18 protein-coding genes are annotated in these 25,903 nt (G+C 68.1%); 11 read left to right on the forward strand and 7 right to left on the reverse strand.

Annotated elements, in window-relative coordinates; genetic code table 11:
* Window positions 1-45 precede the first annotated feature (45 nt).
* From MNO14_RS02565 to cutA, 3 genes are read right to left on the reverse strand one after another with little or no spacing between them, the layout of a single operon-like run.
* Window positions 46-648 carry a TlpA disulfide reductase family protein gene (locus MNO14_RS02565; RefSeq protein WP_241945243.1) on the reverse strand — a complete coding sequence of 201 codons (603 nt, stop codon included), beginning with the start codon at window positions 646-648 and terminating at the stop codon, window positions 46-48.
* Window positions 645-3,059 carry a protein-disulfide reductase DsbD gene (locus MNO14_RS02570; protein WP_241945244.1) on the reverse strand — a complete coding sequence of 805 codons (2,415 nt, stop codon included), beginning with the start codon at window positions 3,057-3,059 and terminating at the stop codon, window positions 645-647. Before MNO14_RS02570 ends, MNO14_RS02565 begins: the two co-directional genes overlap by 4 nt.
* Window positions 3,060-3,105: 46 nt before the next feature.
* The gene (cutA, locus tag MNO14_RS02575) at window positions 3,106-3,444 is read right to left on the reverse strand and encodes a divalent-cation tolerance protein CutA (RefSeq protein ID WP_241945245.1); all 339 of its coding nucleotides are present in this window, start codon (window positions 3,442-3,444) and stop codon (window positions 3,106-3,108) included.
* Window positions 3,445-3,622: 178 nt separating this feature from the next.
* On the opposite strand from cutA, the gene MNO14_RS02580 reads away from it, so the two are divergent.
* From MNO14_RS02580 to MNO14_RS02600, 5 genes are all read left to right on the forward strand, one after another.
* Window positions 3,623-4,108 carry an acyloxyacyl hydrolase gene (locus tag MNO14_RS02580; protein WP_241945246.1) on the forward strand — a complete coding sequence of 162 codons (486 nt, stop codon included), beginning with the start codon at window positions 3,623-3,625 and terminating at the stop codon, window positions 4,106-4,108.
* A 222-nt stretch (window positions 4,109-4,330) separates the two neighbouring features.
* Entirely contained in the window at window positions 4,331-4,621 is a 291-nt protein-coding gene (groES, locus tag MNO14_RS02585) for a co-chaperone GroES (RefSeq protein WP_183427860.1), read from the forward strand.
* Window positions 4,622-4,754: 133 nt separating this feature from the next.
* Window positions 4,755-6,395 (forward strand): chaperonin GroEL, encoded by a 1,641-nt coding sequence (groL, locus tag MNO14_RS02590; RefSeq protein ID WP_241945247.1) that lies wholly within the window; start codon window positions 4,755-4,757, stop codon window positions 6,393-6,395.
* Window positions 6,396-6,675: 280 nt separating this feature from the next.
* Window positions 6,676-8,880, forward strand: a complete 2,205-nt coding sequence (locus MNO14_RS02595) for a hypothetical protein (RefSeq protein WP_241945248.1) — start codon at window positions 6,676-6,678, stop codon at window positions 8,878-8,880.
* 229 nt (window positions 8,881-9,109) lie between these two features.
* Window positions 9,110-10,183: a 3-deoxy-7-phosphoheptulonate synthase gene (locus tag MNO14_RS02600; protein WP_241945249.1), complete on the forward strand. Its 1,074-nt coding sequence runs from the start codon at window positions 9,110-9,112 to the stop codon at window positions 10,181-10,183.
* A gap of 28 nt (window positions 10,184-10,211) precedes the next feature.
* Here MNO14_RS02600 and MNO14_RS02605 read toward each other — a convergent pair whose 3' ends face one another.
* Window positions 10,212-11,420, reverse strand: a complete 1,209-nt coding sequence (locus MNO14_RS02605; protein WP_241945250.1) for an NAD(P)/FAD-dependent oxidoreductase — start codon at window positions 11,418-11,420, stop codon at window positions 10,212-10,214.
* A 138-nt stretch (window positions 11,421-11,558) separates the two neighbouring features.
* Here MNO14_RS02605 and MNO14_RS02610 point away from each other — a divergent pair, with 138 nt between their 5' ends.
* Together MNO14_RS02610 and MNO14_RS02615 are read left to right on the forward strand one after the other, a co-directional pair.
* The gene (locus tag MNO14_RS02610; protein WP_241945251.1) at window positions 11,559-12,773 is read left to right on the forward strand and encodes an FAD-dependent oxidoreductase; all 1,215 of its coding nucleotides are present in this window, start codon (window positions 11,559-11,561) and stop codon (window positions 12,771-12,773) included.
* A gap of 31 nt (window positions 12,774-12,804) precedes the next feature.
* Window positions 12,805-13,071, forward strand: coding sequence for a GIY-YIG nuclease family protein (locus MNO14_RS02615; RefSeq protein ID WP_241945252.1), 267 nt, complete (start codon window positions 12,805-12,807; stop codon window positions 13,069-13,071).
* A gap of 15 nt (window positions 13,072-13,086) precedes the next feature.
* On the opposite strand, the gene MNO14_RS02620 is transcribed toward MNO14_RS02615, so the two are convergent.
* A complete protein-coding gene (locus MNO14_RS02620) occupies window positions 13,087-14,607 on the reverse strand; it encodes an acetyl-CoA hydrolase/transferase family protein (RefSeq protein ID WP_241945253.1) in 1,521 nt (506 codons plus the stop codon).
* A gap of 116 nt (window positions 14,608-14,723) precedes the next feature.
* Between MNO14_RS02620 and MNO14_RS02625 the strand changes: the two genes are divergently transcribed.
* The 4 genes from MNO14_RS02625 (at window position 14,724) to MNO14_RS02640 (ending at window position 23,442) form a co-directional block, all read left to right on the forward strand.
* Window positions 14,724-15,878: a UDP-N-acetylglucosamine--N-acetylmuramyl-(pentapeptide) pyrophosphoryl-undecaprenol N-acetylglucosamine transferase gene (locus tag MNO14_RS02625; protein WP_241945254.1), complete on the forward strand. Its 1,155-nt coding sequence runs from the start codon at window positions 14,724-14,726 to the stop codon at window positions 15,876-15,878.
* Between the two features lie 382 nt (window positions 15,879-16,260).
* Window positions 16,261-19,035: a bifunctional [glutamate--ammonia ligase]-adenylyl-L-tyrosine phosphorylase/[glutamate--ammonia-ligase] adenylyltransferase gene (glnE, locus tag MNO14_RS02630; protein WP_241945255.1), complete on the forward strand. Its 2,775-nt coding sequence runs from the start codon at window positions 16,261-16,263 to the stop codon at window positions 19,033-19,035.
* A 186-nt stretch (window positions 19,036-19,221) separates the two neighbouring features.
* Window positions 19,222-20,100 (forward strand): RNA polymerase sigma factor RpoH, encoded by an 879-nt coding sequence (rpoH, locus tag MNO14_RS02635; protein WP_241945256.1) that lies wholly within the window; start codon window positions 19,222-19,224, stop codon window positions 20,098-20,100.
* 246 nt (window positions 20,101-20,346) lie between these two features.
* Window positions 20,347-23,442: a TonB-dependent receptor gene (locus tag MNO14_RS02640; RefSeq protein WP_241945257.1), complete on the forward strand. Its 3,096-nt coding sequence runs from the start codon at window positions 20,347-20,349 to the stop codon at window positions 23,440-23,442.
* Window positions 23,443-23,614: 172 nt separating this feature from the next.
* Here the strand turns inward: MNO14_RS02640 and zupT are convergent, their stop codons facing one another.
* Window positions 23,615-24,424 carry a zinc transporter ZupT gene (gene zupT, locus MNO14_RS02645; protein ID WP_241945258.1) on the reverse strand — a complete coding sequence of 270 codons (810 nt, stop codon included), beginning with the start codon at window positions 24,422-24,424 and terminating at the stop codon, window positions 23,615-23,617.
* A gap of 23 nt (window positions 24,425-24,447) precedes the next feature.
* Window positions 24,448-25,797, reverse strand: a complete 1,350-nt coding sequence (locus MNO14_RS02650) for an NAD(P)/FAD-dependent oxidoreductase (protein WP_241945259.1) — start codon at window positions 25,795-25,797, stop codon at window positions 24,448-24,450.
* Window positions 25,798-25,903 lie beyond the last annotated feature (106 nt).

A 25,903-nucleotide genomic window follows, 5' to 3' on the forward strand; every position in this document is an offset into this window, starting at 1 on the left:
TTCGCAGACGTTCGGCGATTTTAAACGGCCGTTTGATTTTGCCGCTCAGCGGGTGGCCCAGTCCCCGGTCTCCCCGTGCGCGAACGGGCCGATCCGCTGCTTGCGCACCCGGCCCTGGGCATCGAGCAGCACGGTATAGGGCAACACCCCGCGCGGATTGCCCAGGCGCACGCCGGCATCGGCCGGACCGGGGGCGTCGATCGCGATCGGGTAGGTGACCGGGATGCGCGCCAGAAACGCCTGCACGGCGTCGGCATCGTCGAGCGCGATGCCCAGCACCTGCACGCCGTCTGCGCCCTGTTCGCGGGCGAAGCGGTCGAGTTCGGGCATTTCCTCGATACAGGGGCCGCACCAACTGGCCCACAGGTTCACCAGGACCGGGCGTCCGGCGTAGGCGTCGGGCAATTGCAGCCGTCCGCTGTCGAGCAATGCGATTTCGAAGTCGGGGACCTGTTCGCCGCGACGGGCCATGGTCACGCCGGCCGGCGGCGGCTCGGCGGCGGCGACCAGGGCATCGTTGTACAGGCGTTGGCCGGCCTCGGTGCCGAGCAGCGGGCCCGGGCCGGAGACGAACAGGCTGGCGAGCACGCCCAGTCCGCCGGCCACGAGGGCGACCGCGACGATCGCCAGGGTGCCGCCACGCTTCACTGCACGGCGCCCGCGCGCTCGAGTGCGTCGGTCACGACGGTCTCGCTCAGCAGCGCCGGCAGCACCTCGCCATCGCCGCCGCCACGCGGGTAGACCACATACAAGGGGACGCCGACCGCGCCGTGCGCCTCGAGGAACGCGCCGATCTGCGGGTCGACATTGGTCCAATCGCCGACCATATAGGTCGCACCGGCACGCGTGAGGGCTTCGCGGAACGGCGGCTGCGACAGCACGCGGCGCTCGTTGGCTTTGCAGGTCACGCACCAGTCGGCGGTCATGTTCACGAACACCGGCGTGCCCGCCTCGCGCAGTGCCTGCAGGCGCTCCGCCGAATAGGCCACTTTATCGCTCGTGCCGGTGGGGGCTGCGCGGGGTGTGTCGGCCTGCGCATCGCGCACCGCGTAAGCGGCCGGCAGCAGCGACACCACCAGCAGGGCCAGCGCCAGTGCGCGCGAGAGGCCGCCACCGGTCCAGCGGCGGCGTTCGAACCACCACAGCGCGAGCGCGAACAGCACCAGGCCGGCGAGCAGCAGTGTCATCGCGTTCACGCCCGCCTGCCGACCGAACACCCACAGCAGCCAAAGGGCCGTGAGGTACATCGGGAATGCCAGCGCCTGCTTGAACGTCTCCATCCACGCGCCGGGCTTGGGCAGGCGATCGGCGAGCGCCGGCACCAGTCCGATCAGCAGGAACGGCAGTGCCAGGCCCAGGCCGAGCATCAGGAATACCGCCAGCGCGAGCGCGGCGGGCGCGGCGAACGCGTAGGCCAGCGCCCCGCCCATGAACGGGGCGATGCAGGGACTGGCGACCACGCAGGCCAGCACGCCGGTGAAGAAATCGCCACTGGGCCCGGTGCGCGCAGCCAGCGCCTGGCCGAGATTGCCGACCCGGCCGCCGAGCGTGAACACGCCCGACAGGCTCAGCCCGACCGCGAACATCAGGTACACCAGCGCGGCCACGAACCAGGGCTGCTGCAACTGGAAGCCCCAACCCAGCGCTTGACCTGCGGCGCGCAGCGCCAGCACCAACAGGCCGACCGCTGCGAACGCGACCAGCACGCCGGCCGTGTACCACAGCGCGTGCGCCCGGGCCCGCGCGCGGCTGCCGCCGCTCTGCGCCAGACCCAGCACCTTCAACGACAGGATCGGCAGCACACAGGGCATCAGGTTGAGCACCAGGCCACCGAGCAGCGCCAGGGCGAGCGCCGCCAGCAGGCCGATGCGCGGCGTGGTGGGGGGCCGGGTACGCGCGGCGTTGTCGGCGACCGCATCGCTGCCGGCCGCGGCCGCGACTGCGGCATCCGGGGCGGTTTCGGGCGTGGGTGGTGTGGTGGCGGTGGTGTCGGCAGATGCCGGCGGGGCGTCGGCGGGGCCTGTTGCGACGGCCTCGGGCGTGGGCGCGTCGGGCGCGCCGGGCGCGGCCGCAGCGGCCGTCGTCGTGCCGGCAGGCAGCGCCACCGGCACACGTCGCGTCATCGGCGGGTAGCAGATGCCATCGGTCTGGCAGCCCTGGAAGGTCGCCACCACCTCGACGTCGGCGGCATCGGGCCGGCTGCGCAGAACCGGCAGCGGCACGTCGACCTGGTCGAAGTACACGGTCACCGCGCCGAAATGGTCGTCGTGATGCGCTTTGCCGGCCGGCCACCGCGGCTGGCCGGCGCGGATGCCCGCCGCGCCCTCGACCGTGAACCGGTTGCGGTCCTGATACAGGTAATAGCCCGGCGCCGGAGTGAAGCGCATCAGGAGGGTGTCGCCGTCCTGCGCGATCGCCTCGAACGCGAACGCGCGCTCTGCGGGCAGCGCGTCGCCCGTCCCCGACAGCGCCCGCCCCAGCGCCGCAAAACCGGGGTCAGCGTCGCCTTTTGCCGAAGGCGCCGTCGCGTCCGGGCGCGAGAAAACCGACGCTGACCCCGGTTCTTGCGGGGGCAGAGCGACTTGGAGGGTGCGGGTCTGCGGGGGGTAGCAGATGCCGGCGTCGGCGCAGCCCTGATATTTGACCTGCAATGCGACACCGCGTGTGCCGGCGGGCGGGTGTCCGTCCAGCGTCGCGACCAGGCGATCGCGGTAGGTCTCGACTTCGCCGAAGAACTCGTCGACGTGGCGGTGGCCGTCGGGCAGGGTCAGCGTGCTGCTGCCGAAACTGCCGTCGGGCACCTGGGCCGCGGTGCGGTGGCGATACAGGTAGTAGCCGTCGGCGATCTTCCAGCGGATCTCGATCCGGTCGTGCGCGACCGCCGTGGCCGAGAGCGCCAAGGCCTCGTCGACCGGCAGCACGTCGTCGAAGTCGACGGCAGTGGCCGGCGACACCGTGGCCAGCAACGCGACCGCAAGCCGGCCATACCAGGTGCGACAGGCCTGGCGGCGGATGCGCGCAGCCTGGGACAGAAACGAGGCGGGGAAGAACGTACGCATCGCGCGAGTATCGCAGGCCGCCGCTCGCGATGCCCAACCCGGGATTTCAGTCCGCGTCGCGGGGGGCGGTCGCTGCGGTCTCCGCATCGACCCAGTGCAGGTAGTCGGCCAGTCCGCCGACGACCGGCAACGCGACCAGTTCGGGGACGTCGTAGGGATGCAGGGCCCGCAGCCGTTCGCTCAGCGCCTCCAGTCGGTCGTTGGTGGTCTTGATCACCAGCAGGACCTCGGTATCGGTCTGGACCTGGCCTTGCCAGCGGTAGATCGAGGTCACGCCCGGCACGAGATTGACGCAGGCGGCCAGGTGGGCGTCGACGAGCGCGCGGGCGATCCGCTGGGCCGTGGCCGCGTCGGGAGAGCTGTTAAGGCAAGTCAGAACAGACATCTCGCCAAGGTATCTGCTCGGCGTTCATTGTGCACGCGGCGTGCACAACTCCGGCGCGACGCTGCGCCGGCCCCTTGGGGATGGTCTATCCCGCCGGTGGGCGATCCAGCGATCAACGATTAGTGAACTCGCCGGTATACTTACTTTCCCTCCCCTATCGCTGTCCTGGCGGTCCTCCATGCGCCTTTGCTCGTCTTTCGTCCTCGCCGCCGGTCTTGTGCTGGCCGCGCCGCTTGCCGCCCAGGCGGCCTCTCCCATTGATGTCGGTGTCGGCGTCTCGGCCACGCGCGAGAACGAGACCACCGTGGTCGCGACCGCGGCCTGGATGCCCGAGTGGCGACGTACCGCCCACGGCGTACTGCGCTGGGAACTGGGCGCGATCTATGTCCGTGCCCGTGACAACACCCGCTTCGACCTCGACGAGGATGTCGGCGTCATCCACGGCGGCGCCCGCTACGAACGCGACAACGGCTTCACCGCCGGTTTCGGCGTCGGTGCCCAGATCGGCGAGACCGATGCGCTGTCGGGCAATCCGCAGTTCGTGAGTACCATCGGTTGGCGCTGGCAGCGCTTCTCGCTGCTGGCCCGGCACATCTCCAACGCCAGCATCAAGCAGCCCAACGACGGCGAGACCATGCTCGTGGCCGCCTGGCGCTTCCGCTGAGCCACCGTACGCATGCCTGCCCCGGCCCGGCGCCGGGGCAGTGCGTTTGGACGATCTGATGATTTTTCTGCGCGCCCCCTTGTAAAGCCGGCGCGTGCACCCATCTCCCGTCGCGTCCCGGGTTGCCGGGGTGCGTGCGCCGCGCGTTCTAGCAGTCGCCACAGGCGAGTGCTAGAATTCGGGCCCGTTTTCTTCACAATCAATCACTTAGAGAGGGTTGGAATGAGCAATCTCAAGCCGCTGTACGACCGCGTCGTGGTCAAGCCCGTCGAGGCCGAAGAGAAGACTGCCGGCGGCATCCTGATCCCGGACAACGCCAAGGAAAAGCCCACCAAGGGCGAAGTCGTCGCCGTCGGCGAGGGCAAGGCCCTGGACAACGGCAGCGTGCGCGCGCCGAAGGTCAAGGTCGGCGACATCGTGATCTACGGTCAGTACTCGGGCAGCGCCTACAAGGCCGAGGGCATCGAATACAAGATCGTGAAGGAAGACGACATCCTCGCGATCGTCGGCTGATCGAAAGCTAAGGACTTCAAAAATTCGCGGGTGGGGAATCGAGGCGGTCAGCGCCCATCCCTTTCCTTGCGAATCATCAGTGTCCTGCGCTTCTCCAAATTCCTAATCCCCTATCCAAATTCCGGAGTTTTCAATGGCTGCTAAGGAAATCCGCTTCGGCGAAGACGCGCGCTCCAAGATGGTGCGCGGCGTCAACGTGCTCGCCAACGCCGTCAAGGCGACCCTCGGCCCGAAGGGCCGCAACGTCGTGCTCGAGAAGAGCTTCGGCGCGCCGACGATCACCAAGGACGGCGTGTCCGTCGCCAAGGAGATCGAACTGGCCGACAAGTTCGAGAACATGGGCGCGCAGATGGTCAAGGAGGTCGCCTCCAAGACGTCTGACAACGCCGGTGACGGCACCACGACCGCGACCGTGCTCGCCCAGGCGTTCATCCGCGAGGGCTCCAAGGCCGTCGCCGCCGGCATGAACCCGATGGACCTCAAGCGCGGTATCGACAAGGCCGTGCAGGCCGCCGTCGCCGAGCTCAAGAACCTGTCCAAGCCGACGGCCGACGACAAGGCGATCGCCCAGGTCGGTACGATCTCGGCCAACTCCGACGAGTCGATCGGCACGATCATCGCCGACGCGATGAAGAAGGTCGGCAAGGAAGGCGTGATCACGGTCGAGGAAGGCTCGGGTCTGGAGAACGAGCTCGACGTCGTCGAGGGCATGCAGTTCGACCGCGGCTACCTGTCGCCGTACTTCGTCAACAACCAGCAGTCGCAGACCGCCGACCTCGACGATCCGTTCATCCTGCTGCACGACAAGAAGATCTCCAACGTCCGTGACCTGCTGCCCGTCCTCGAAGGCGTGGCCAAGGCCGGCAAGCCGCTGCTGATCGTCGCCGAGGAAGTCGAGGGCGAGGCCCTGGCCACGCTCGTCGTCAACACCATCCGCGGCATCGTCAAGGTCGTGGCCGTCAAGGCGCCGGGCTTCGGCGACCGTCGCAAGGCGATGCTCGAAGACATGGCCGTGCTGACCGGCGGCACCGTGATCTCCGAGGAAGTGGGTCTTTCGCTCGAGAAGGCGACGATCAACGACCTGGGCCGCGCCAAGAAGGTGCAGGTCTCCAAGGAGAACACCACGATCATCGACGGCGCCGGCGACACCGGTTCGATCGAGTCGCGCATCAAGCAGATCAAGGCGCAGATCGAGGAGACCTCCTCGGACTACGACCGCGAGAAGCTGCAGGAGCGCGTGGCCAAGCTGGCCGGCGGCGTGGCGGTGATCAAGGTCGGCGCATCGACCGAGATCGAAATGAAGGAAAAGAAGGCCCGCGTCGAAGACGCCCTGCACGCCACGCGCGCAGCGGTCGAGGAAGGCGTGGTCCCGGGCGGTGGTGTGGCCCTGGTGCGCGCGCTGCAGTCCATCGGTCAGCTCAAGGGCGCCAACGAGGACCAGACCCACGGTATCCAGATCGCGCTGCGCGCGATGGAAGCCCCGCTGCGCGAGATCGTGACCAACGCCGGCGAAGAGCCGAGCGTCGTGCTCAACGCGGTCAAGGACGGCACCGGCAACTACGGCTACAACGCCGCGACCGGTGAGTACGGCGACATGATCGAGTTCGGCATCCTGGATCCGACCAAGGTCACTCGTTCTGCGCTGCAGAATGCGGCCTCGATCGCTGGTCTGATGATCACGACCGAAGCGATGGTCGCCGAGCTGCCGAAGAAGGACGAGCCGGCGATGCCGCCGGGCGGTGGCATGGGCGGCATGGGCGGTATGGATTTCTGATCCAGCGCCTCAGTCTGATCGCGACACCCAAGACCCCCGCGCAAGCGGGGGTCTTGCTTTATGGGGGCAGTCGGGCCCCGATCAGGCCTGTCTTCGGCGTGCGTGGCTTGGGTGCCGGCGGGCGGGACCGTGCGCATGCCAGGGCATGGATCACGCCGTGTGGCGCGCGACGGAACCCACGCAGTCGCCGCGCACGCGCAATGCCCCACGTGCTGAACGATCTGGTGGGGCTGCCGAGGCGTGTTCAGCGCCGTCACCGATCATCGGCGATGCTGTCGCCATGACGACTACACCTGCCTCCTGGATCCGCGCGCACCGGCGAGGGCTGCGCCTGGGCGCGGCCGTGCTCGTGGCGCTGTACCTGCTGTACCTGATCGCCGCCAACGTGCTGCTCAACAGCGCGCTGGGCGAACGCCTGGTCAATCGCAAGCCCGAGCGCTATCACGCGCAGTGGTCCTGGGCGATGAGCCTGTATCCCGGGCACATCCACGCGCGCGATGTGGTGATGGGCGGGCATGCCCGCACCAATCTGTGGACCGCCGCCACGCCGCGTGCCAATGGCCGGATCAAGCTGCTGCCGCTGCTGTGGCGCGAGGTCGCGTTCGGCACCATCCGCGCGCAGGACGTGTCGGTGCACGTCGCGCGCACGCCGCACGACATGCCGACCTCCCAGCGCCCGGGACGCAAGCCCTGGACGCTGCGCTTCGATGCGATCACCACGCCGAGCCTGCTGCGTTTCGACTTCTACGAGGCGCAGGTGACCGGGCACGGCGACGCGAAGTTCGTGTTCGAAAAACAACTGGAGGGCGGGCCGATGGAGGTCGGGCGCTCGACGCTGCACATGCCCGACGCGAACCTGCGCGTAGGCGACGTGGAACTGCTGCGCGAAGGCGCGCTGGACCTCGAGATCGCGATGCCGGGCCACATCCGCGAACAGGCGCAAGGCGTGGAGAAGCTGGTGCTGGTCGATCTGCGGCTGCAGGTCGACGGCCCGGCACCAGGTGTCGACCTGGTGGCCCACAACGACGATGCGTTGCCGATCGGGACGGCCGAGACATCGGGGCAGTTGCGCGCCGACCTGCGGCTCGAGCGCGGTGTGCTGATGCCCGGCAGTCGGCTCGATTGGTCGGCGCCGGTGTTCTCGCGCGGCGCCGACGGCACGCCCTTGCGCCATCCGCTCGGGGTCGCGCTGCGGACCGCGCCCGATACGATCGCGCTCGCAGCGCGGGTGCCGGCGCCGGCGACCGGCGGCACGCCTTGGCTGCGTGCCGACCTGCACGTCGACGACCGCCGGATCGGGCCGGGTGACTGGCTGCGTCCGCTCCGCGCACTCGGCGGTACCGTCGAGACGCAGTGGCCGGCGGTGCCGCTGCGCTGGGTCGACGTGCTGCTCGAGGATGTCGACTGGCTGTCGTTCGATGGGCGGGCCGATCTCGATGCCGCGCTCGCCCTGCAGCAGGGCCGCTTGCGTCCTGGGAGCCGGATCGACGTGCGCGATGCGCGCGTGCGCGCCCGCGTGCTCGACAACCGGCTCGAAGGCGCCGCGCATGCCGCGATGCGCATGCAAGGGACCGAGGACGACACGCCGCGGACCACTATCGCGATCGAGATGGATCGCTTCACCCTGGCGCCCGAGGCCGCCCCCGAGCGCATCGATCTGCGCGGACGCGACCTGCGCCTCGAGCTTGCATCCAGCGGTCCGCTGGCCGAATTCCACGAGCGCCTGGACGCGCGCCTGCGGTTCGACGATGCGCAGGTGCCGGACCTGCGCAGCTTCAACCGCTATCTGCCCGGGGACAGCGCACGCATGTTGGGCGGCAGCGGGCAAGCGAGTGGCGACCTCCGCCTGGACAACGCCGGCGAGATGGCCAGCGGACGCCTGCAATTGCGCGGCAGCGGTGTCCGGGTCGCGCTCGGGCCTTCGCGGCTGACGGGCGATGTCGCGCTCGACAGCCACCTGACGCGGGCACAGAAGGTGGGGCGCCATTACACGATCGACTCGGTGGCCGCGCGCCTGGATGGCGTGCGCCTGGAGGGTGAGACGAGCCAGGAAGCCGCACCTTGGTGGGCACGCCTGGCGCTCGAGCAGGGCACGCTGCAGTGGAAGGAGCCGTTCGAGGTGGTGGGTCACGGTCAGGTCGACATGCGCGACATCAGCGTGCTGTTGGGCCTGTTCGCTGAGCGGCGGGTGCTGCCGCGCTGGATCGGCAACCTGGTCGACGCCGGCCAGGTCCATGCGACGGGCGACTTGCGCATGCGCAACAAGGAGCTGGTGTTCGATCGCATCGAGGCGAGCAACGACCGCGTCGACCTGAAGGCCAAGCTGCGGATCGACGACGGCCATCCCGCGGGCGATCTGTACGCGCGCTGGGGTGTGCTGGGCCTGGGCGTGGAGCTGCAGGGCGGCGAGCGCACCCTGCATATCGCCGGCGCGCGCGACTGGTACGAGGGGCGGCCACCGTTGCTGCCCAGGTCCGCCCGGTGAGGCGATGGTCGCAGATGCAACCGTCGCATCGCCCGGAACGACGTGGTATCACTGACGCCATGAACCGCGCCGCCGCCTTCTACCGTTGGTATTGGTTTCCCACGCCCCCGGCGGTGGAAGGCCTGCGCGTACCCTGACGATCTCGGTTCACACGCATCCCCGAAAGCCGCCAGCGCCCCTGGCGGCTTTTTTCATGCCCGCACTCACGCTCCCTTCCAGGATGTTCCGCATGCCCCCCGATACCGACGACCTGCGTATCCGCGACCTGCAGCCGCTGACGCCTCCGATGCAACTGCTGGCAGAGCTGCCCTGCGACGAGGCGATGTCGTCGACGGTCGCCGATGCCCGCGCGGCCTGTCACGCCATCCTCCACGGCCATGACGACCGGCTGATCGTCGTCGTCGGCCCGTGTTCGATCCACGACCCGATCGCGGCGATGGACTATGCGCACCGGCTGCGCGCGCTGCGCGACACGCACGGCGATGCGCTGGAGCTGGTCATGCGCGTGTACTTCGAGAAGCCGCGCACGACGATCGGCTGGAAGGGGCTGATCAACGACCCCGATCTCGATGGCAGTTTCCGCATCGACCGCGGGCTGCGGCTCGCGCGCAGCCTGCTGCGCGACGTCAATGCCCTCGGGCTGCCGGCCGGCGTGGAGTTCCTCGACATCATCAGCCCGCAGTACCTGGCCGACCTCGTCGCCTGGGGCGCGATCGGTGCCCGGACCACGGAGAGCCAGGTGCATCGCGAGATGGCGTCGGGGCTGTCGTGCCCGGTCGGCTTCAAGAACGGCACCGGCGGCGATGTGCGCATCGCGGTCGATGCCGTCGGCGCCGCGTCACACCCGCATCATTTCCTCGCCGTGGGCAAAGACGGGCGCTGCGCGATCGCCGCCACCGCCGGCAATCCGGATTGCCATGTGATCCTGCGCGGCGGCGTTCGGCCCAATTACGACGCGGCCAGCGTCGAGGCCGCCGCCCAGGTGCTCGTCGGCAACGGCCTGCGCCCGGCGCTGATGGTCGACGCCAGTCATGCCAACAGCGGCAAGAATCCGGACAACCAGCCCGCAGTGATCGCCGATATCGCCGACCGCATCGCCGCCGGCGAACGGCGCGTCGTGGGGACGATGATCGAAAGCCATCTGGTCGCCGGCAAGCAGGCGCTCAGCCCCGGCCGGGCGCTGACCTACGGCCAGAGCATCACCGACGGCTGCATCGACTGGGCGACGACGGTTGCCGTGCTCGACCGGTTGGCTGACGCGGTCCGAACCCGTCGGAGCCGGACCGACGCGCAGGCCGCGTGAACGTCGACGGGGAGACGGCGGTGCGCGCTCAGGCCGCGCTGCCGGCGGCCATGCCCGACGCCCAGGCCCACTGGAAGTTGTAGCCGCCCAGCCAGCCGGTCACATCGAGCACCTCGCCGACGAAGTACAGCCCCGGCGCGTGCCTGGATTCGAGCGTGCGCGACGACACCGCCTGGGTGTCGACGCCGCCGAGCGTGACCTCGGCGGTGCGGTAGCCCTCGGTGCCGCTGGCGACCAGCGGCCAGGCCTGCAGCAGCGCCGCGGTGTCGTGCAGTTGCGCCGGCGTGTACTGCCGCATCGGCCGGCTCGCCAGCCACACTTCGCACAGCCGCTGTGCGAATCGGCGCGGCATGACCTCCGCCAGCACCGTGCGCAGTTCGGACGCCGGGCGCTCGACCTGCTGCGCCTGCAGCCACGCCAGTGCATCGCGGCCCGGCAGCAGATCCAAGCGCAGATCGTCGCCGGGCTGCCAGTAGGAGGAGATCTGCAGGATCGCCGGGCCGCTGAGGCCGCGATGGGTGATCAGCATGCGGTTGCGGAACGTGGTGCCGTTGCAGCCGGCTTCGACGTCGAGTGCGACGCCCGACAGCTCGGCCAGCCGCTCCTGGTGCTTGCCGCTGAGGGTCAGCGGCACCAGGCCGGCCCGCGTGGGCAGCAGGGCATGCCCGAATGCGCGTGCGATCTCGTAGCCGAACCCGCTCGCGCCCAGGCTCGGGATCGACAGCCCGCCGGTCGCGACGATCAAGGACGCGCACTGCAGCGTGCCGATCGCGGTCTCGAGCCGGAAGCCGCCCTCGACTGCGCGCGGCAGCTGCACCGCGCAATGCGTGCGGACCTGCACGCCGACCGCCTGCGCCTCGTCGAGCAGCATGCGCACGATCTGCTTCGACGAGCCATCGCAGAACAACTGGCCCAGTTCCTTCTCGTGCCAGGCAATTGCGTGGCGGTCGACCAGATCGATGAAATCCTGCGGTGTGTAGCGCGCCAGCGCCGACTTGCAGAAGTGCGGATTCGAGGACAGGTACTGCGCCGGTGTGGTGCCGGTGTTGGTGAAGTTGCAGTGGCCGCCGCCCGACATCAGGATCTTCTTGCCGACCTTGTTGGCGTGGTCGAGCACCAGCACGCGGCGACCGCGCTGGCCGGCCGCGATCGCGGCCATCAATCCGGCCGCGCCCGCCCCCAAGACGATCACGTCCGGATCCTGGCGGGGTGGGGAGGCGACGGCGGGATCGGGCATCGGGACGGCACGGCGGAAAGCGGGGGGCGCAGTCTAGGCGGTCCGCCGCCTCGACGCCTCCGCGGTGGGCCGGCCGGTCTCTGCATGGCGCTCACATGGCCCTGAATAGGCTGCGCCATCTTCCTCGATGATGCAGCTATGGATCTCAAGAGCGGCTATCCGTTCTGGGCCGTCCGCAACGGCCTGATGCATGCCTTTCCCAAGCTCGACCAGGACCTGCGCTGCGACGTGCTGGTGATCGGCGGCGGGATCACCGGCGCGTTGATCGCCGACGAATTGGCGGCGCACGGCCACGAAGTCGTCGTGGTCGAGCAGCGCGATGTCGCCTGGGGCAGTAGCGCGGCGAGCACCGCCCTGCTGCAGTACGAGATCGACACCCATCTGGTGGACCTGGCGCAGCGCTACGGCGAGGACGACGCGGCGCTGGCCTATCGCGCCTGTGGCGAGGCGATCGACCTGCTCGCTGGCATCGCCCGCGACGTGCGCGATGTCGACTTCGAGCGCACCGGCAGCCTCTACTACGCCAGCCGGCAGCGCGACGTCTCGGCGCTGCGGGACGAATACGTCGCGCGTCGCGGACACGGATTCGACATCGAATATCTCGACGGGCCCACGGTGCAGGCGCGCTACGGGTTCCAGGCACCGGCCGCGTTGCTCAGCGCGCAGGCCGCGCAGGTCGATCCCTACCGCTTCGCCTCGCGGTTGCTGGCGCGATTGGCCCGGCGCAGCGCCGGTGTCTACGACCGCACGCAGGTCGTCGACCTGCAGGCGCGCAGCCGCGACGTGCTCGCGACGACCGACACCGGCGCCCGGGTCCGTGCCGGTCATGTCGTCGTCGCGGCCGGCTACGCCAGCCAGCATTGGCTGCCCAAGCGCGTGGCGCGCAACCGCAGCAGCTATGCCTTCGTGACCGACCCTCTGGCCGACGCCCTGCCCGAACGGCTGGCGCGACTGCTGGTCTGGGAGACCGCGCGGCCGTATCTGTACCTGCGTACCACCGCCGACCGTCGCCTGCTGATCGGCGGCGAGGACGACGCGGTCGATGTGCCCGCGCGCCGTGATGCGCGCGTCGACAAGAAAGCGCGCCGGTTGATGAAACGTGTCCATGCGCTCTGGCCAGAGCTCGACCTGCAACCAACCTTCGCCTGGGCCGGCACGTTCGCCGAAACCGAGGACGGCCTGCCGTTCTTCGGCCCGCATCCGGCGACCGGACCGCGCGTGCACTACGCGATGGCCTACGGCGGCAACGGCATCACCTATTCGATGCTCGGGGCCGGCCTGTTGCGTGCCGGGATCGAGCGCCGCCGGCATCCGTTGGCCCGGCTGTTCGCGTTCGACCGGCTCGACCGCTGACAACTGCGCGTCGGCATGGATAATGCCTGCGATGACCGCGCCGCCGCCCTGGTACTTGTACCTGCTCGAATGCCGCGACGGCAGCTGGTACGCCGGCATCACCAATGACCTCGCGGCGCGGTTCGCCGCCCATGCGGCCGGCCGCGGCGCGAAGTACACGCGCGGCAATCCGCCGATCCGCATCCTCGCCAGTCGCGCCTATCCGGATCGCGCCAGTGCCTCGCGCGCCGAATGGCAGCTCAAGCGCCAGCCGCGCGCGCGCAAGCTGGCGTGGTTGCAGGCACCGCCGACGCCGTAACGCGGCGCGCGCCGCTCATCGCGCTGTGCGCATGTCGCCGGTGTCGAGCCAGCGCTGGTGCCACGACAGCGCCTCGGGCAGCAGGTGCGGCGTGTGCTTGCCATAGCTCTCACGCAGCGCGCGCGCGAAGTAGTCTTCGAGCGCGTCGCGATAGTCCGGATGCGCGCAGTGGTCGATCAATACCCGCGCGCGTTGCTTGGGGGACAGCCCGCGCAGATCGGCCAGACCGTACTCGGTGACGACGATCGACACGTCGTGCTCGGTGTGGTCGACGTGGCTGACCATCGGCACGATCGACGAGATCGTGCCGTTCTTGGCCGTGCTCGGACTCATGAAGATCGACAGGAAGCCGTTGCGGGCGAAGTCCCCCGAGCCGCCGATGCCGTTCTGCATGCGGCTGCCCATGATGTGGGTCGAGTTGACGTTGCCGTAGATGTCGACCTCGACCATGCCGTTCATGCCGATGCAGCCCAGGCGGCGGACGAGTTCGGGATGGTTGGAGATCTCCTGGGTGCGCAGCACGATGCGCTCGCGGAAGAAACCGAGGTTGGCCTCGAAGCGCAGGCTGGCCTCCGGACTCAGCGCAAAGCCCGTGCACGAGGCAGTGCGCAGCACACCCGACTCGAGCAGGTCGAGCATGCCGTCCTGGATGACCTCGGTGAATGCGGTCAGGTCGCGGAAGCCGCTGTCGGCCAGGTTCGCAAGAACCGCGTTGGGAATGTTGCCCACGCCCGACTGCAGCGGCAGCAGGCCCTTGGGCAGCCGACCCTTGGCGACCTCGTGCTGCAGGAACTCGACCAGGAATGCGGCGATGCGCTGGCTGGCCGCGTCGGGCGGGTTGAACGGGCTGTTGCGGTCGGGGGCTGCGGTACGCACGATCGCGACGATCTTGTCCGGGTCGCAGCGCAGCGCGGTCTCGCCGATGCGATCGTCGGCGTGTTCGAGCGGGATCGGGCGGCGCTGCGGCGGCAGCGCGGTCCCGTAGTAGATATCGTGCATGCCTTCGAGCCCGAGCGGCTGCGCGTCGTTGACCTCGACGATCACGCGCTTGGCCAGGTCCAGCCAGGTCTTGCTGTTGCCGACCGAGGTCGACGGCACGATGGTGCCGTCCTCGCGGATCGCCACCGCCTCGATGACTGCCACGTCGATGTCGCCGTAGAAGCCGAACCACGCGTGCTGGGCGACGTGGCTCAGATGCGCGTCGATGTAGGCCAGGCTGCCGTCGTTGATGCGGCGGCGCGCTTCGGGATCGCTCTGGAACGGCAGGCGCAACGCGATGCCGTCGACCTTGGCCAGTGCGCCATCGAGCTCGGGTGCAGTCGAGGCCCCGGTCAGCAGCCGGATCTGGAACGGCTGCCCCGCGGCATGGACCTGCTCGATGCGTGCGGCCAGCGCCACTGGCACCGCCTTGGGGTAGCCCGAGCCGGTGAAGCCGCTCATCGCGACCGTCTGGCCCGGTGCGATCAGCGCGGCTGCCTGCTCGGGCGTGACGATGCGGTTGCGCAGGGCGGCGTTGCGGATGCGGTCTTCGGTCATGACGGGCACGGTGGACGTGAAGTCCCGATTATCGCGTGGGCGGCTGGATCGTGCAGGACCACGCGGCGGCGCGTGCGCTCGCTATAGTCGTGCCCCCGTCCGTCCCCGGATTCGCCATGTCGTCGCCCGTCGCCCGCACCTCGCTTCCCGCCGTCGCCTGCGCCGCAGGCGGCACCGGCGGTCATCTGTTCCCGGCCGAGGCACTGGCGCGGGAACTGCAGTGCCGTGGGCATCCGGTGGTGATCTACACCGAGCGCCGCGGCGCGGCCTACACCCAGGCACTGGCCGGGCTCGACCACGTCGTCCTGCCGGCGCGCAGCCTTGAAGGCGGCATCACCGGCAAGCTCGCCGCCGGGGTCACGATCCTGCGTGCGGCCTGGCAGGCGCGCCGCGACATGCGCCGGCGCGGTGTCGGCTTGCTGGTGGGGTTCGGCGGCTATCCCAGCTTCGCGCCTGCGCTCGCGGCCAGAAGCCTGGGTTGCCCGCTGCTGCTGCACGAGCAGGGCGCGCGCTTGAGCCTGGCCAATCAGAAGCTGCTGCGGCTGGCCGTTGGCGTGGCGACCTCATTCCCGGCGACCGCCGGGCTCGACGGCTTCGATCCGGCGCGCGTCGTCGACACCGGCAATCCGGTGCGTGCCGCGATCTTGGCCGCGCGTGGCGACTATCCTGCGCTCGACGGCGATGCGCCGCTGCGGCTGCTGGTCGTGGGCGGCAGCCAGAGCGCGCGGGTGTTCGGCGAGGTCGTGCCGCCTGCGCTGCTGCGGCTGCCCGAGCCGATGCGGCGCCGGCTGCACGTCTCGCTGCAGATGAAGGGCGAGGGCGCCGACGAAGTCGAGGCGACGCTGCGCGCGGCCGGCATCGAGGCGACCGTGCGCCCGTTCTTCGACGACATGGGCATGCGGCTGCGCGATGCGCATCTGGTCATCACCCGCGCCGGCGCAACAACCGCCGCCGACCTGCTGACCGTCGGCCGCCCCGCGGTGATGGTCCCGATCCCGCAGGGCGGCTCGCGCGACGAGCAGCGCCGCAATGCCGAGGCCCTCGCCGCCGCGGGCGTGGGCTGGTGCATGCCCGAGGCCGAACTGAGCGCGGAGCGGCTCGCCGCGTTGCTCAACGAGGCCTTTGCATCGCCGACTGTGCTGCCGAATGCAGCGCGTGCGGCTGCCGTGCTCGGGCGGCCCGATGCCGCGTCGGCGCTCGCCAATCTCGTCCAGGCGACGCTGGGCATTGCGCGTCACGAAGACCCGTGGGGCGTCCATACCGCGCCCTGAGCCTGAATGCGCGCAGGTTGGTGAACCCGCCAGTATTGTTTTGCACTGCAGCGTGCATCCCGTCGACCAGTCTTCCAATATCGCTCCGCACCCGACGTGGGGGAGGGAGCAAGCCCGTAACCGGTTCGCCGGAAGCGGGCTTTTTTTTGGTTCTTCGTTGACGGGGTCAGAGTGCAATTCCGCGATGCGAAATTGCACTCTGACCCCGGTTTGAGGCCCCGGTTTTGCGATGAGAGAGCGGCTTGCGGCTGACAGGCCGCTGCCCATCCGAAGTGGAACGTCCATTCCCCATTTGGGAGAAGAGCCTTCTTTGGCGCTTCTTCTCGGTCGTGAACGTGAGCGTGTCCTGTTTCGCGCCGGCGGCCACTGTCATGATGGCGGGATGACCGACGATCCCCGTGCAGCGCTCGATGCGCATGTCGCCCGCCTGCTGGCCCGCCTGCCCGACGCGGTACACGCCGACCCCACGGCGATGGCGCGGCTGCGTCCGGTCGCGGTCGCCAGCGACGTCGCGATCGACGTGCTGCAGCGCCAGCCCGACCTGCTCGCACATCTGCTGGCCGATGACGGCGACACGCCGCCCGCACCGCCGCGGCTGGACGCCGACAATCGCGGCGACTGGCCGATGCTGCTGCGGCGCTACCGCCTGGCCTGCTCGACACGGCTGATCTGGCGCGACGTACACGGGCTGGATGATGTCGAAGCGACGCTCGCCGGCAGCACCCAGTTGGCCGAGACCTGCCTGCAGGTCGCACTGGCCGCCCTCGAACAGGACTTCGCCAGCCGCCACGGCGTCGTGCGCGACGCCGACGGCCGTGCGGTGCGACTGGTGGTGTTCGGGCTCGGCAAGCTCGGCGGTGGCGAGTTGAACTTCAGCTCCGATATCGATTTGGTCTACGGCTTCGAAGCGGCCGGCGAGAGCGATGGCGCGCGGCCGTTGGCGGCCGAGGACTATTTCACCCGGCTCGGCCAGCAACTGGCGCGGCTGCTCGACGAGATCACCGGCGACGGCTTCTGCCATCGCGTCGACCTGCGTCTGCGGCCGTTCGGCAACGCCGGCCGGATCGCGCTGAGCTTCGCGGCGATGGAGCAGTACTTTCAGCGCGAGGGACGCGACTGGGAACGCTACGCCTGGCAGAAGGCGCGGCCCGTGGCCGGCGACCTCGCCGCGGGCGCGCGTTTTCTCGACCTGCTGCGGCCGTTCGTCTACCGCCGCTATCTCGACTTCGGCGCGCTCGACGGCCTGCGGCAGATGAAGGACATGATCGCGGCCGAGGTCGCGCGTCGGGAACTGGCCGACGACATCAAGCGCGGCGACGGCGGCATCCGTGAAGTCGAGTTCCTGGCCCAGGCGTTGCAGTTGATCCGGGGCGGGCGCGAGCCGGCCTTGCGCGAACGACGGCTGCTGCCGGCGCTGCGCGCGCTGCATGCGGCCGGGCAACTGTCCGACGAGGCGCTCACGCGGCTGCAGGCGGCATACCTGTTCCTGCGCCGCGTCGAGAACCGCTTGCAGATGGTGCGCGATGCGCAAACCCATCTATTGCCGGCCGATCCGCTCGACCGGCTGCGGATCGCGTCCGGCCTGGGCTACGCCGATTGGGCGGCGCTCGAGGCCGAGTTGCGGCGCGAGCGTGGCCACGTCGCGCACGAGTTCGATGCGCTGTTGGCGGTACGCAGCCAGCAGCGCCGCGTCGATACCGACAGCGATCTGGCGACCTGGTGGCGCGCGCTGCCCGATGGCGGTGATGCGCAGACACTGGCCGAGGCCGGTTTTGCCGATGCGCGCGAGGTCGCCGAGGCACTGCGCGACTTCGCCCGCTCGCCGAGCGTGCGTGACCTATCGGACAACGCACGCGCGCGGCTCGATCGATTGATGCCGGTGTTGCTGCAGGCCTCCGCGCCCGCGGATCGGCCGCTGCAGGCGGTGCGCCGCCTGTTGGCACTGCTGCACAACATCCTGCGGCGTGCCAGCTATCTGGCCCTGCTCGACGAACAGCCGGCTGCGCTGGCGCGGCTGGTGGAGGCGGTGACCCGCAGCGCCTTCCTCGCCGAGCGCCTCGCCGCGCATCCGCTGCTGCTCGACGAACTGCTCGATGCCCGGGTCGAGGGGCCACTGCCCGAGCGCGAGGGTCTGGCGACCCAGTGCAGCCGCGTGCTGCAGCAGCGCGATCTGGAATCGGCGTTGCTCGCACTCAACGAGATCCGTCAGCAATTGAGTTTCCGCATTGCGCTGGCCACGCTCGACCGCAGGCTCGATCCGCCGACGGCGACCCGGCAACTGGCGTGGCTGGCTGACGCGGTGGTCGAGGTGGTGCTCGCGTTGGCGATGCGTGAGCTCGAACGTGCCCATGGCCGACTGCCCGATGCCCGTTTCATAGTGGTCGGCTACGGCAGCCTGGGCGGCGAGGAATTGGGGTTTGGTTCGGATCTCGACCTGGTCTTCCTCTACGACGCACCCGCCAACGCCCAATCCGACGGCGCCCGGCCGCTCGATGCTCAGCGCTGGGCGGCGCGTCTGGCGCAGAAGATCGTCGCGCTGCTGGGCACGGTCACCGGCGGCGGTCGACTCTACGACGTCGACGTGCGCCTGCGCCCGGACGGCGGCAAAGGGCTGTTGGTCTCGTCGCTGGCGAGCTACGCGGAGTACCAGCGCGAGCGCGCGTGGACCTGGGAACACCAGGCGTTGGTGCGTGCGCGGGTGGTCGCGGGCGATGCGTCGATGCGCGAGGCGTTCGAGTCCGTCCGCAACGACACGCTGGCCCGGCCTCGCGACCCGGGGGCGCTGCGGGAGGAGATTGCCGCGATGCGCCGGCGCATGCGCAGCGAACTCGACCGTTCAACCGCCGAGCGCTTCGACCTCAAGCAGGGCGAGGGCGGGCTGGTGGATCTGGAGTTCCTGGCCCAGTCGTTGATCCTGCAAGGGGCGGCGACGCATCCCGGGCTGCTCGTGCCCCGGGCGACCCCGGCGTTACTCGAGGCCGCCGCGACCGCGGGCCTGCTGCCGCCCGCCCAATGCCAGGCGCTGCGTCAGGGCCATGCCTGCCTGCTGGACGTGGCGCTGGCCTGCATGCTGGATCGCCGGCCGCGCATCGCACCGGTCTCGCCGGCATTGGCCTCGGCTCGGGAGACGATTACAGGCATCGCCGGCTGGGCCTGATCTTCATCGTGGATTCGCCTGGCGAGGCGCAGGATCGAACATCTGGAGACGGCCCACAGCGGCGGCGCGGCTATCCGCTTAGGTGAACGATCCCTGTCCAGGAAGCGCTGGATGTTCCATGACCAGAACGCTCGGGAACTTCCAGCGGCCTTAGCAGTCATATCTGGGGACTGCTACCATCCTTTCATGAGCACGCAGACCATGACCCACGCCCTGGTTGCCAACAGCCTGCCGATCCTCAACCCGCTCGGTTCGCTCGATGCCTATATCGGCGCCGTGCACCAGATTCCGGTGCTGACGGTCGAAGAGGAACAGGCGCTGGCGCAGCGGTATCGCGATCACGACGATCTCGATGCCGCGCGCGAGCTGGTCCATTCGCACCTGCGCTTCGTCGTCCATGTGGCCCGCGGTTACAACGGCTACGGACTGCCGCTGGGCGACCTGATCCAGGAAGGCAACATCGGCCTGATGAAGGCCGTCAAACGCTTCGATCCGGACGTCGGTGTGCGCCTGGTGAGCTTCGCCGTGCACTGGATCCGGGCCGAGATGCACGAGTTCATCCTCAAGAACTGGCGCATCGTGAAGGTCGCCACCACCAAGGCCCAGCGCAAGCTGTTCTTCAACCTGCGCAAGAGCAAGACCCGTCTGGGCTGGCTCAACGCCGAAGAAGTGCGCACCGTCGCCGCCGATCTCAACGTGTCCGAACGCGAAGTGCTGGAGATGGAATCGCGCCTGTCGGGTCGCGACATCGGCTTCGATGCGCCCGCCGGCGAGGACGACGACAACGCGCCGCCGGCGCCGGTCGCCTACCTCGTCGCGCAGGACGAGGATCCGGCGCAGGCGTACGAGCGCAGCGACAGCGAGGCCGACCAGCTCGAACTGCTGCGTGAGGGCATGGCCAAGCTCGACGCCCGCTCGCGTGACATCATCCGTCGCCGCTGGCTCGACGACGAGCACAAGGTGACGTTGCAGGAACTGGCCGACGAGTACGGCGTGTCCGCCGAGCGGATCCGCCAGGTCGAGGCCAACGCGCTGAAGAAGATGAAGGCGTTGTTCGCAGCCTGACTCGAAGTCGCCACTACTGGATACAGACCGACGGCCCGCGCAAGCGGGCCGTTTTTGTATGCCACGTTCTACGCGCAGCATGCTGACTCGCGGCCCAGGCAGGCGACCGTTCGTCGGAAAGCTCCGTTACAACCCATTCAGGTTGTTGCATTTTGGTTAAATCTCGTACTAGCTTCTTCCTCTGTTTTGTTTCAGTTCATTAATGCGACCCGGCATCTGCCGGTCGTATCAACCTGAGGAGAAGCAATGAACGAGTGCCGGAGTCGCCGCAAACCCGTGTTCCGCCGGGCCGCGTTGAGCATCGCCTTGTTGGGCTGCATTGGCGTTGCGACCGCGCAAAGCACGTCGGGCGACATTTTAGGCAGCAACGGCGGTGACCCTGGGAGCCGTGTTCAGGTCCGGAGCCTCGCTTCGGGCGCAACGCGGGACGCAGTGGTTGGCGCGGACGGCCGTTTCCGGATCTCGGCGCTGCCGCCGGGTCAGTACGAGTTAACAGCCGCCGGACGCACGACTCGGGTCACCGTCATCGCCGGTCAAGCGGTCTCGACGTCCCTCGCGGCCGACGCGACCAGCCTGGACACGGTCCGCGTACGTGGACTGGGTGGCGTCAACAACATCGATTTGAGCAGCATCGAAACGCGGACCACATTCACCGCAGAACAACTCAACACCTTGCCGGTGGCGCGCAACGTGACCGCCGTGTCCTTGCTGACACCTGGCACCGCGTCGAGCAGCGAGTACTTCGGCAATGCGTCTTTCGGTGGCGCTTCGGCAGCCGAGAACAGCTACTACATCAATGGCTTCAACGTCACCAATCTGTATGACAACCTCTCGTTCACCGAGGTGCCTTACCAGGCCATTGAGCAGTTGGATGTGCAGACAGGTGGTTACGGTGCCCGGTATGGCTTCTCGACGGGTGGTGTGACGAGTGTCGTGGTCAAGCGCGGCAGCAATGAACTCAAGGGCGGGGTGAGCTACACATTTGCTCCAAACTCGCTGCGGGAACAGCCCGATCCGGTCACCCTCAAGGACGGCACGATCTGGCGGTCCTATGACCGCAACGAGTCCTCCTCCGACAATCTGAGTTTCTGGACCAGCGGCGCATTGGTCGAGGACCGACTGTTTTTCTTCGCGCTGGGGTCTTTCAGCAACTGGGACCAGGCATCCTACGGCGTGCGCGGCAGCGGCTATTCGTCGTCACCGACGGGCGCCTACACCAGTGCGCTCGGTACGACCGCCTACGACTACAAGTCCGAGCAGCCGTACTGGATGGTCAAGCTGGACTGGTACCTCAACGACAACAACCATCTCGAGTACACGGGCTTCGACAATACGCGTAAGCAGACCTACACCAATTACCTCGCTGCTTTTGACAGTACGGCGGCCAATGCGCAGGCGAGCAAGACCGATTACACGGGTAAGGAATTCAGGGAGAACGGCGGCGACACCCACATCCTGAAGTGGACGAGCTACCTCAACGACGATCTCACGCTGTCGCTGCAATATGGGCGGATGCAGAACACCAACTCCAACTACACCGTCAATGCCGACGGTGTGGAGAACAAGTACTACGGCGATGTCGAGAGTTCGCCGCCGTGCCCCTATGTGTTGGATTACCGTCCGGACAGTCCACGGTACGGCCAGAATATAGGCTGCGCGACGGTGAGTAGTGTGGACGTATTCAATGGCTCGAACGAACGTAACGCCGGCCGCATCGATCTCGAATGGCAACTGGGCGACCATCGATTCTCGTTCGGTTACAGCGACGAACGCTGGAAATCCTTCCAGGGCACGATCCAGGACCTGCAGTACATCACCACGTCCGATTTTTGGCTCGACGCCGACGAGTCGGTCGATATCGTCGACCGGATCAAGTATGCGACCGGCGGCAGCGTCGAGATCGACCAGAAGTCCTGGTACGTCGAGGACAACTGGAACATCACCGACAACTTCATGCTGTATCTGGGCGTGCGTAACGACTCATTCGAGAACAAGAACAGCACCGGGGTAACGTTCGTCAAGCAGGACAATATCTGGCAGCCGCGTGTGGGCTTTACCTGGGATGTGACCGGCAACGGTGACAGCAAGCTGTATGCGTCGGTCGGCCGCTACTCGCTTCCGATCGCTGCCAACGTGGCGCTTCGCGCCGCCTCCGCTTCGTACTACGTGGAGAACTTCTATACCTATTCCGGTGGCCTCGATCCGATCACCAGCACACCGATCAATATCACTGGCCCTTATGACGGAGGCTCGCAGGACCTGGTGTACAACGGCGAGGACGGCAGCGTCCCCGATCCGCGCGCGGTCGCGTCACGCGATCTTGACCCTTACACGCAGGACGAGGCCATCCTTGGCTATCAGCATCGGATCGTGTCGGAGAACGCATTCTTCGACGGTTGGACGCTGGGCGTGAAAGGCACCTATCGCCGGGTCGACACCGCGATCGACGACACCTGCGATGCGCGTGCGCTTTACCGGGCGGGGATCGAGGCGGGTTACGACTTGTCCAACTGGGAGGATGAGTGGACGGTGCCCGGCGGTATTCCCGGTTGCTTCCTCTATAACCCGGGCAAAGACCTGACCATCACCACCGACATCAACGTGGACGGAAACCCGGTCACGCTCACCGTGCCAGGCAATACCCTCGGGCCGGAAGCCAAGCGCAACTACAAGGCGGTCACGCTGAGCGCGGACAAGGCCACTGAGAACTGGTACCTGAGCGGTTCCTATACCTGGTCCAAGTTGACCGGCAACCTGGAGGGACTGGTCAAGAGCACCAACGGTCAGGATGACACGGGCACGACCTCCGACTTCGATTTCGCCGAAATCATGATCGGTGCCGACGGTTACCTGTTCAATGATCATCGCCACAGCCTGAAGATATTCGGCAGCTATTCGCTAAGCGATCAGTGGGAGATCGGTTTCAATCTGCTGGCGCAGTCGGGCTCGCCCATATCGTGCCTCGGCGGCGGCTACGGCAGCTTCGGTACCGAGTACGGCTATACCGGTGTGTTTCACGTCTGCGATCCCGGGAGCATCACCACAGGCGCCAATATCGATCGTGCCAAAGACGACGTGGTCAGCCCTGTCGGCGCTGCCGGCCGGACCCCGTGGATCATCACGCTCAGCCCGAGCCTGGTCTACAAGCCGAGTTGGCTCGAGGGGCTGCGCATGAATGTTGATGTGATCAACGCCTTCAACAACATCAAGCCCGTGCAAGTGTACGAGACCAACTTCGCCTATAACGGTCCCAGCGGCTACCGCAATTACTACAACTACGGCCAGGCGAAGTACTTCTCCGATCCGCGCTACGTACGGTTCCAGATCCAGTACGACTTCTGATCGAGCAACGGGACTGACACCGTCTACCGGCATTTGGCCCGCCTCTTACGAGGCGGGCTTTTTCATGCATGGCCAGTGTGGCGGGCCTTGGCAGCCTATTCTGCGGCGGATGATCAAACGGCGGTAATTGGCTGCTGCAGCGTCCAACCTGTTCACTGTCGCCGGTTGAGTATCACCACTTGAACAGCACCAGACTCAACGCCAGCGCGGCCATGCCGGCGACCAGGCCGTAGACGGTTTCGTGGCCCTTGGCGTAGCGCTTGGCGGCGGGCAGCAATTCGTCGAGTGCGAGGAAGACCATGACGCCGGCGATGAGGCCGAACACGGTGCCGAACACCGGTTCGGACAGGAACGGGCGCAGCAGGGCGTAGCCGATCAGCGCGCCCAGCGGCTCGGCCAGGCCCGACAGCAGACAGGCCAGGAAGGCGTAGGTCTTGTTGTTGGTCGCGAAGTACACCGGGACCGCGATCGCGATGCCTTCGGGAATGTTGTGGATCGCGATGGCGAACGCCAGCGGCAGGCCGACGCCGGGGTTTTCGATCGTGGCGAAGAACGTCGCCAGGCCTTCGGGAAAGTTGTGCGCGGTGATCGCGACCGCGGTCAGCAGGCCGACGCGCTTGACGTAGCTGGTGTTGTGTTCGCGGAAGTAGGGGTCGTCGACTTCGAGGCGCTCATGCGGGTTGGGCACCAGGCGGTCGATGGTGACGATGAACAACACGCCGCCTAGAAACGCCAGCGTGCCCCAGGTGAAGCCGAGCTGCTCGCCGTAGGCGTCGGTGAACGCGAGAATCGATTTGTCGAGGATCTCGGTCAGCGACACGTACACCATCGCGCCGGCGGCGAATGCGAGTCCGAAGGCCAGTAGGCGCGCATTGGGCTGTTTGGCGAAGATCACCAGCAGGCTGCCCAGGCCGGTGGCCAGGCCCGCCGCGGTGGTGACCGCGAGCGCGATCAGGAAGTGCTGGCTGGAGATGTCGAGCATGGAGATGGCCGGATCGAAGAGGCTCAGTCCGGCGCCGTGTCCGGCGTCGACGGATGAGCGGCCATGCTATCCGAAGCCTGCAGCGAACGGTCCTGTACCGCGGCCTCGGGGCCGATTCCCGGCGGCGGGCCGAAGATGATCCGCGCCGCGCGCCGGTGGGTCCAGTAGGCCAGCGTCCAGTTGAGCAACACGACGATGCGGTTGCGAAAGCCGATCAGGAAGAACACGTGGGCGACCAGCCAGAACCACCAGGCGGGCGCGCCCGAGAGCTTGATCCGCCCCAGGTGGGCCACGCCGGCCATGCGACCGATCGTGGCGAGGTTGCCGTAGTCGCGGTAGGCGAACGGGATCCTGGGCTGGCCGCGCAGGTCGGCGAGCAGGTTGGCGGCCGCGCGCTCGCCCATCTGCTTGGCCGCGGGCGCCACGCCCGGCACTGAGCGTCCGCCACTCTCGATTGCGACCATGTCGCCAATGGCATAGATCTCGGGATGACCGGGCACGGTGAGGTCGGTGTTGACCTGCACACGGCCGGCGCGATCGCGCGGCACGTCCAGCAGCGCGCCCAGCGGCGAGGCTGCGACGCCGGCGGCCCAGATCACGGTTCGGGCTGCGATGCGACGCGCGCCGATCCGATAACCGTCGGCATCGATCTCGGCGACCGGTTCGCCGGTGAGCACCTCGACGCCGAGCTTTTCCAATTGGCGGCGGGCTTTGGCCGACAGGTCCTCGGGGAACGAGGCGAGCACGCGCGGGCCGGCTTCGACCAGCCGGACCTTGGCCAACGCCGGGTCGATGTGCCGGAACTCGCTGCGCAGGGTGTGGCGCGCGATCTCGGCCAGCGTCCCGGCCAGTTCGACGCCGGTCGGACCGCCGCCGACGATCGCGAAGCTCAGCCACGCGGCGCGGGCCTCCGGATCGGTCTCGGCCTCGGCGCGCTCGAAGGCCAGCAGCATGCGGCGACGCAGGTGCAACGCGTCGTCGAGCGTCTTCAAGCCTGGCGCGTGTGGCGCCCAGCGGTCGTTGCCGAAATAGGCGTGGGTGGCGCCGGCAGCGAGAATCAGGCGGTCGTAGCCCAAGGTCATGCCGCCATCGAGAGTGAGCGTGCGGGCCTCGGGGTCGATGCCGTCGACCTCGGCCATGCGGACCTCGACATTGCGCTGCCGCCGCAGGATGTGGCGCAGCGGCGCGGCGATGTCCGGCGCCGACAGGCCGGCCGTGGCAACCTGGTAGAGCAGAGGCTGGAACAGGTGGTGATTGCCGCGGTCGATCAGCGTGAGCCGCACTGGCGCATGGGCCAGGGCGCGTGTGGCCCAGAGCCCGGCGAAGCCGCCGCCGACGATGACGACGTGGGGAAGGTCAGAAGCAGCGGGCATCGCGGCCTCTCGAAGCGGGGGACGTCTCGATTCTAGGTCGAACGCCGTGCACGGACGATCGTCCTTGGCCTGGCCTCGAGCGGCCCGTTCACCCAGAACCGGGGTC

Source organism: Luteimonas sp. S4-F44 (assembly GCF_022637415.1).
Classification (GTDB): domain Bacteria; phylum Pseudomonadota; class Gammaproteobacteria; order Xanthomonadales; family Xanthomonadaceae; genus Luteimonas.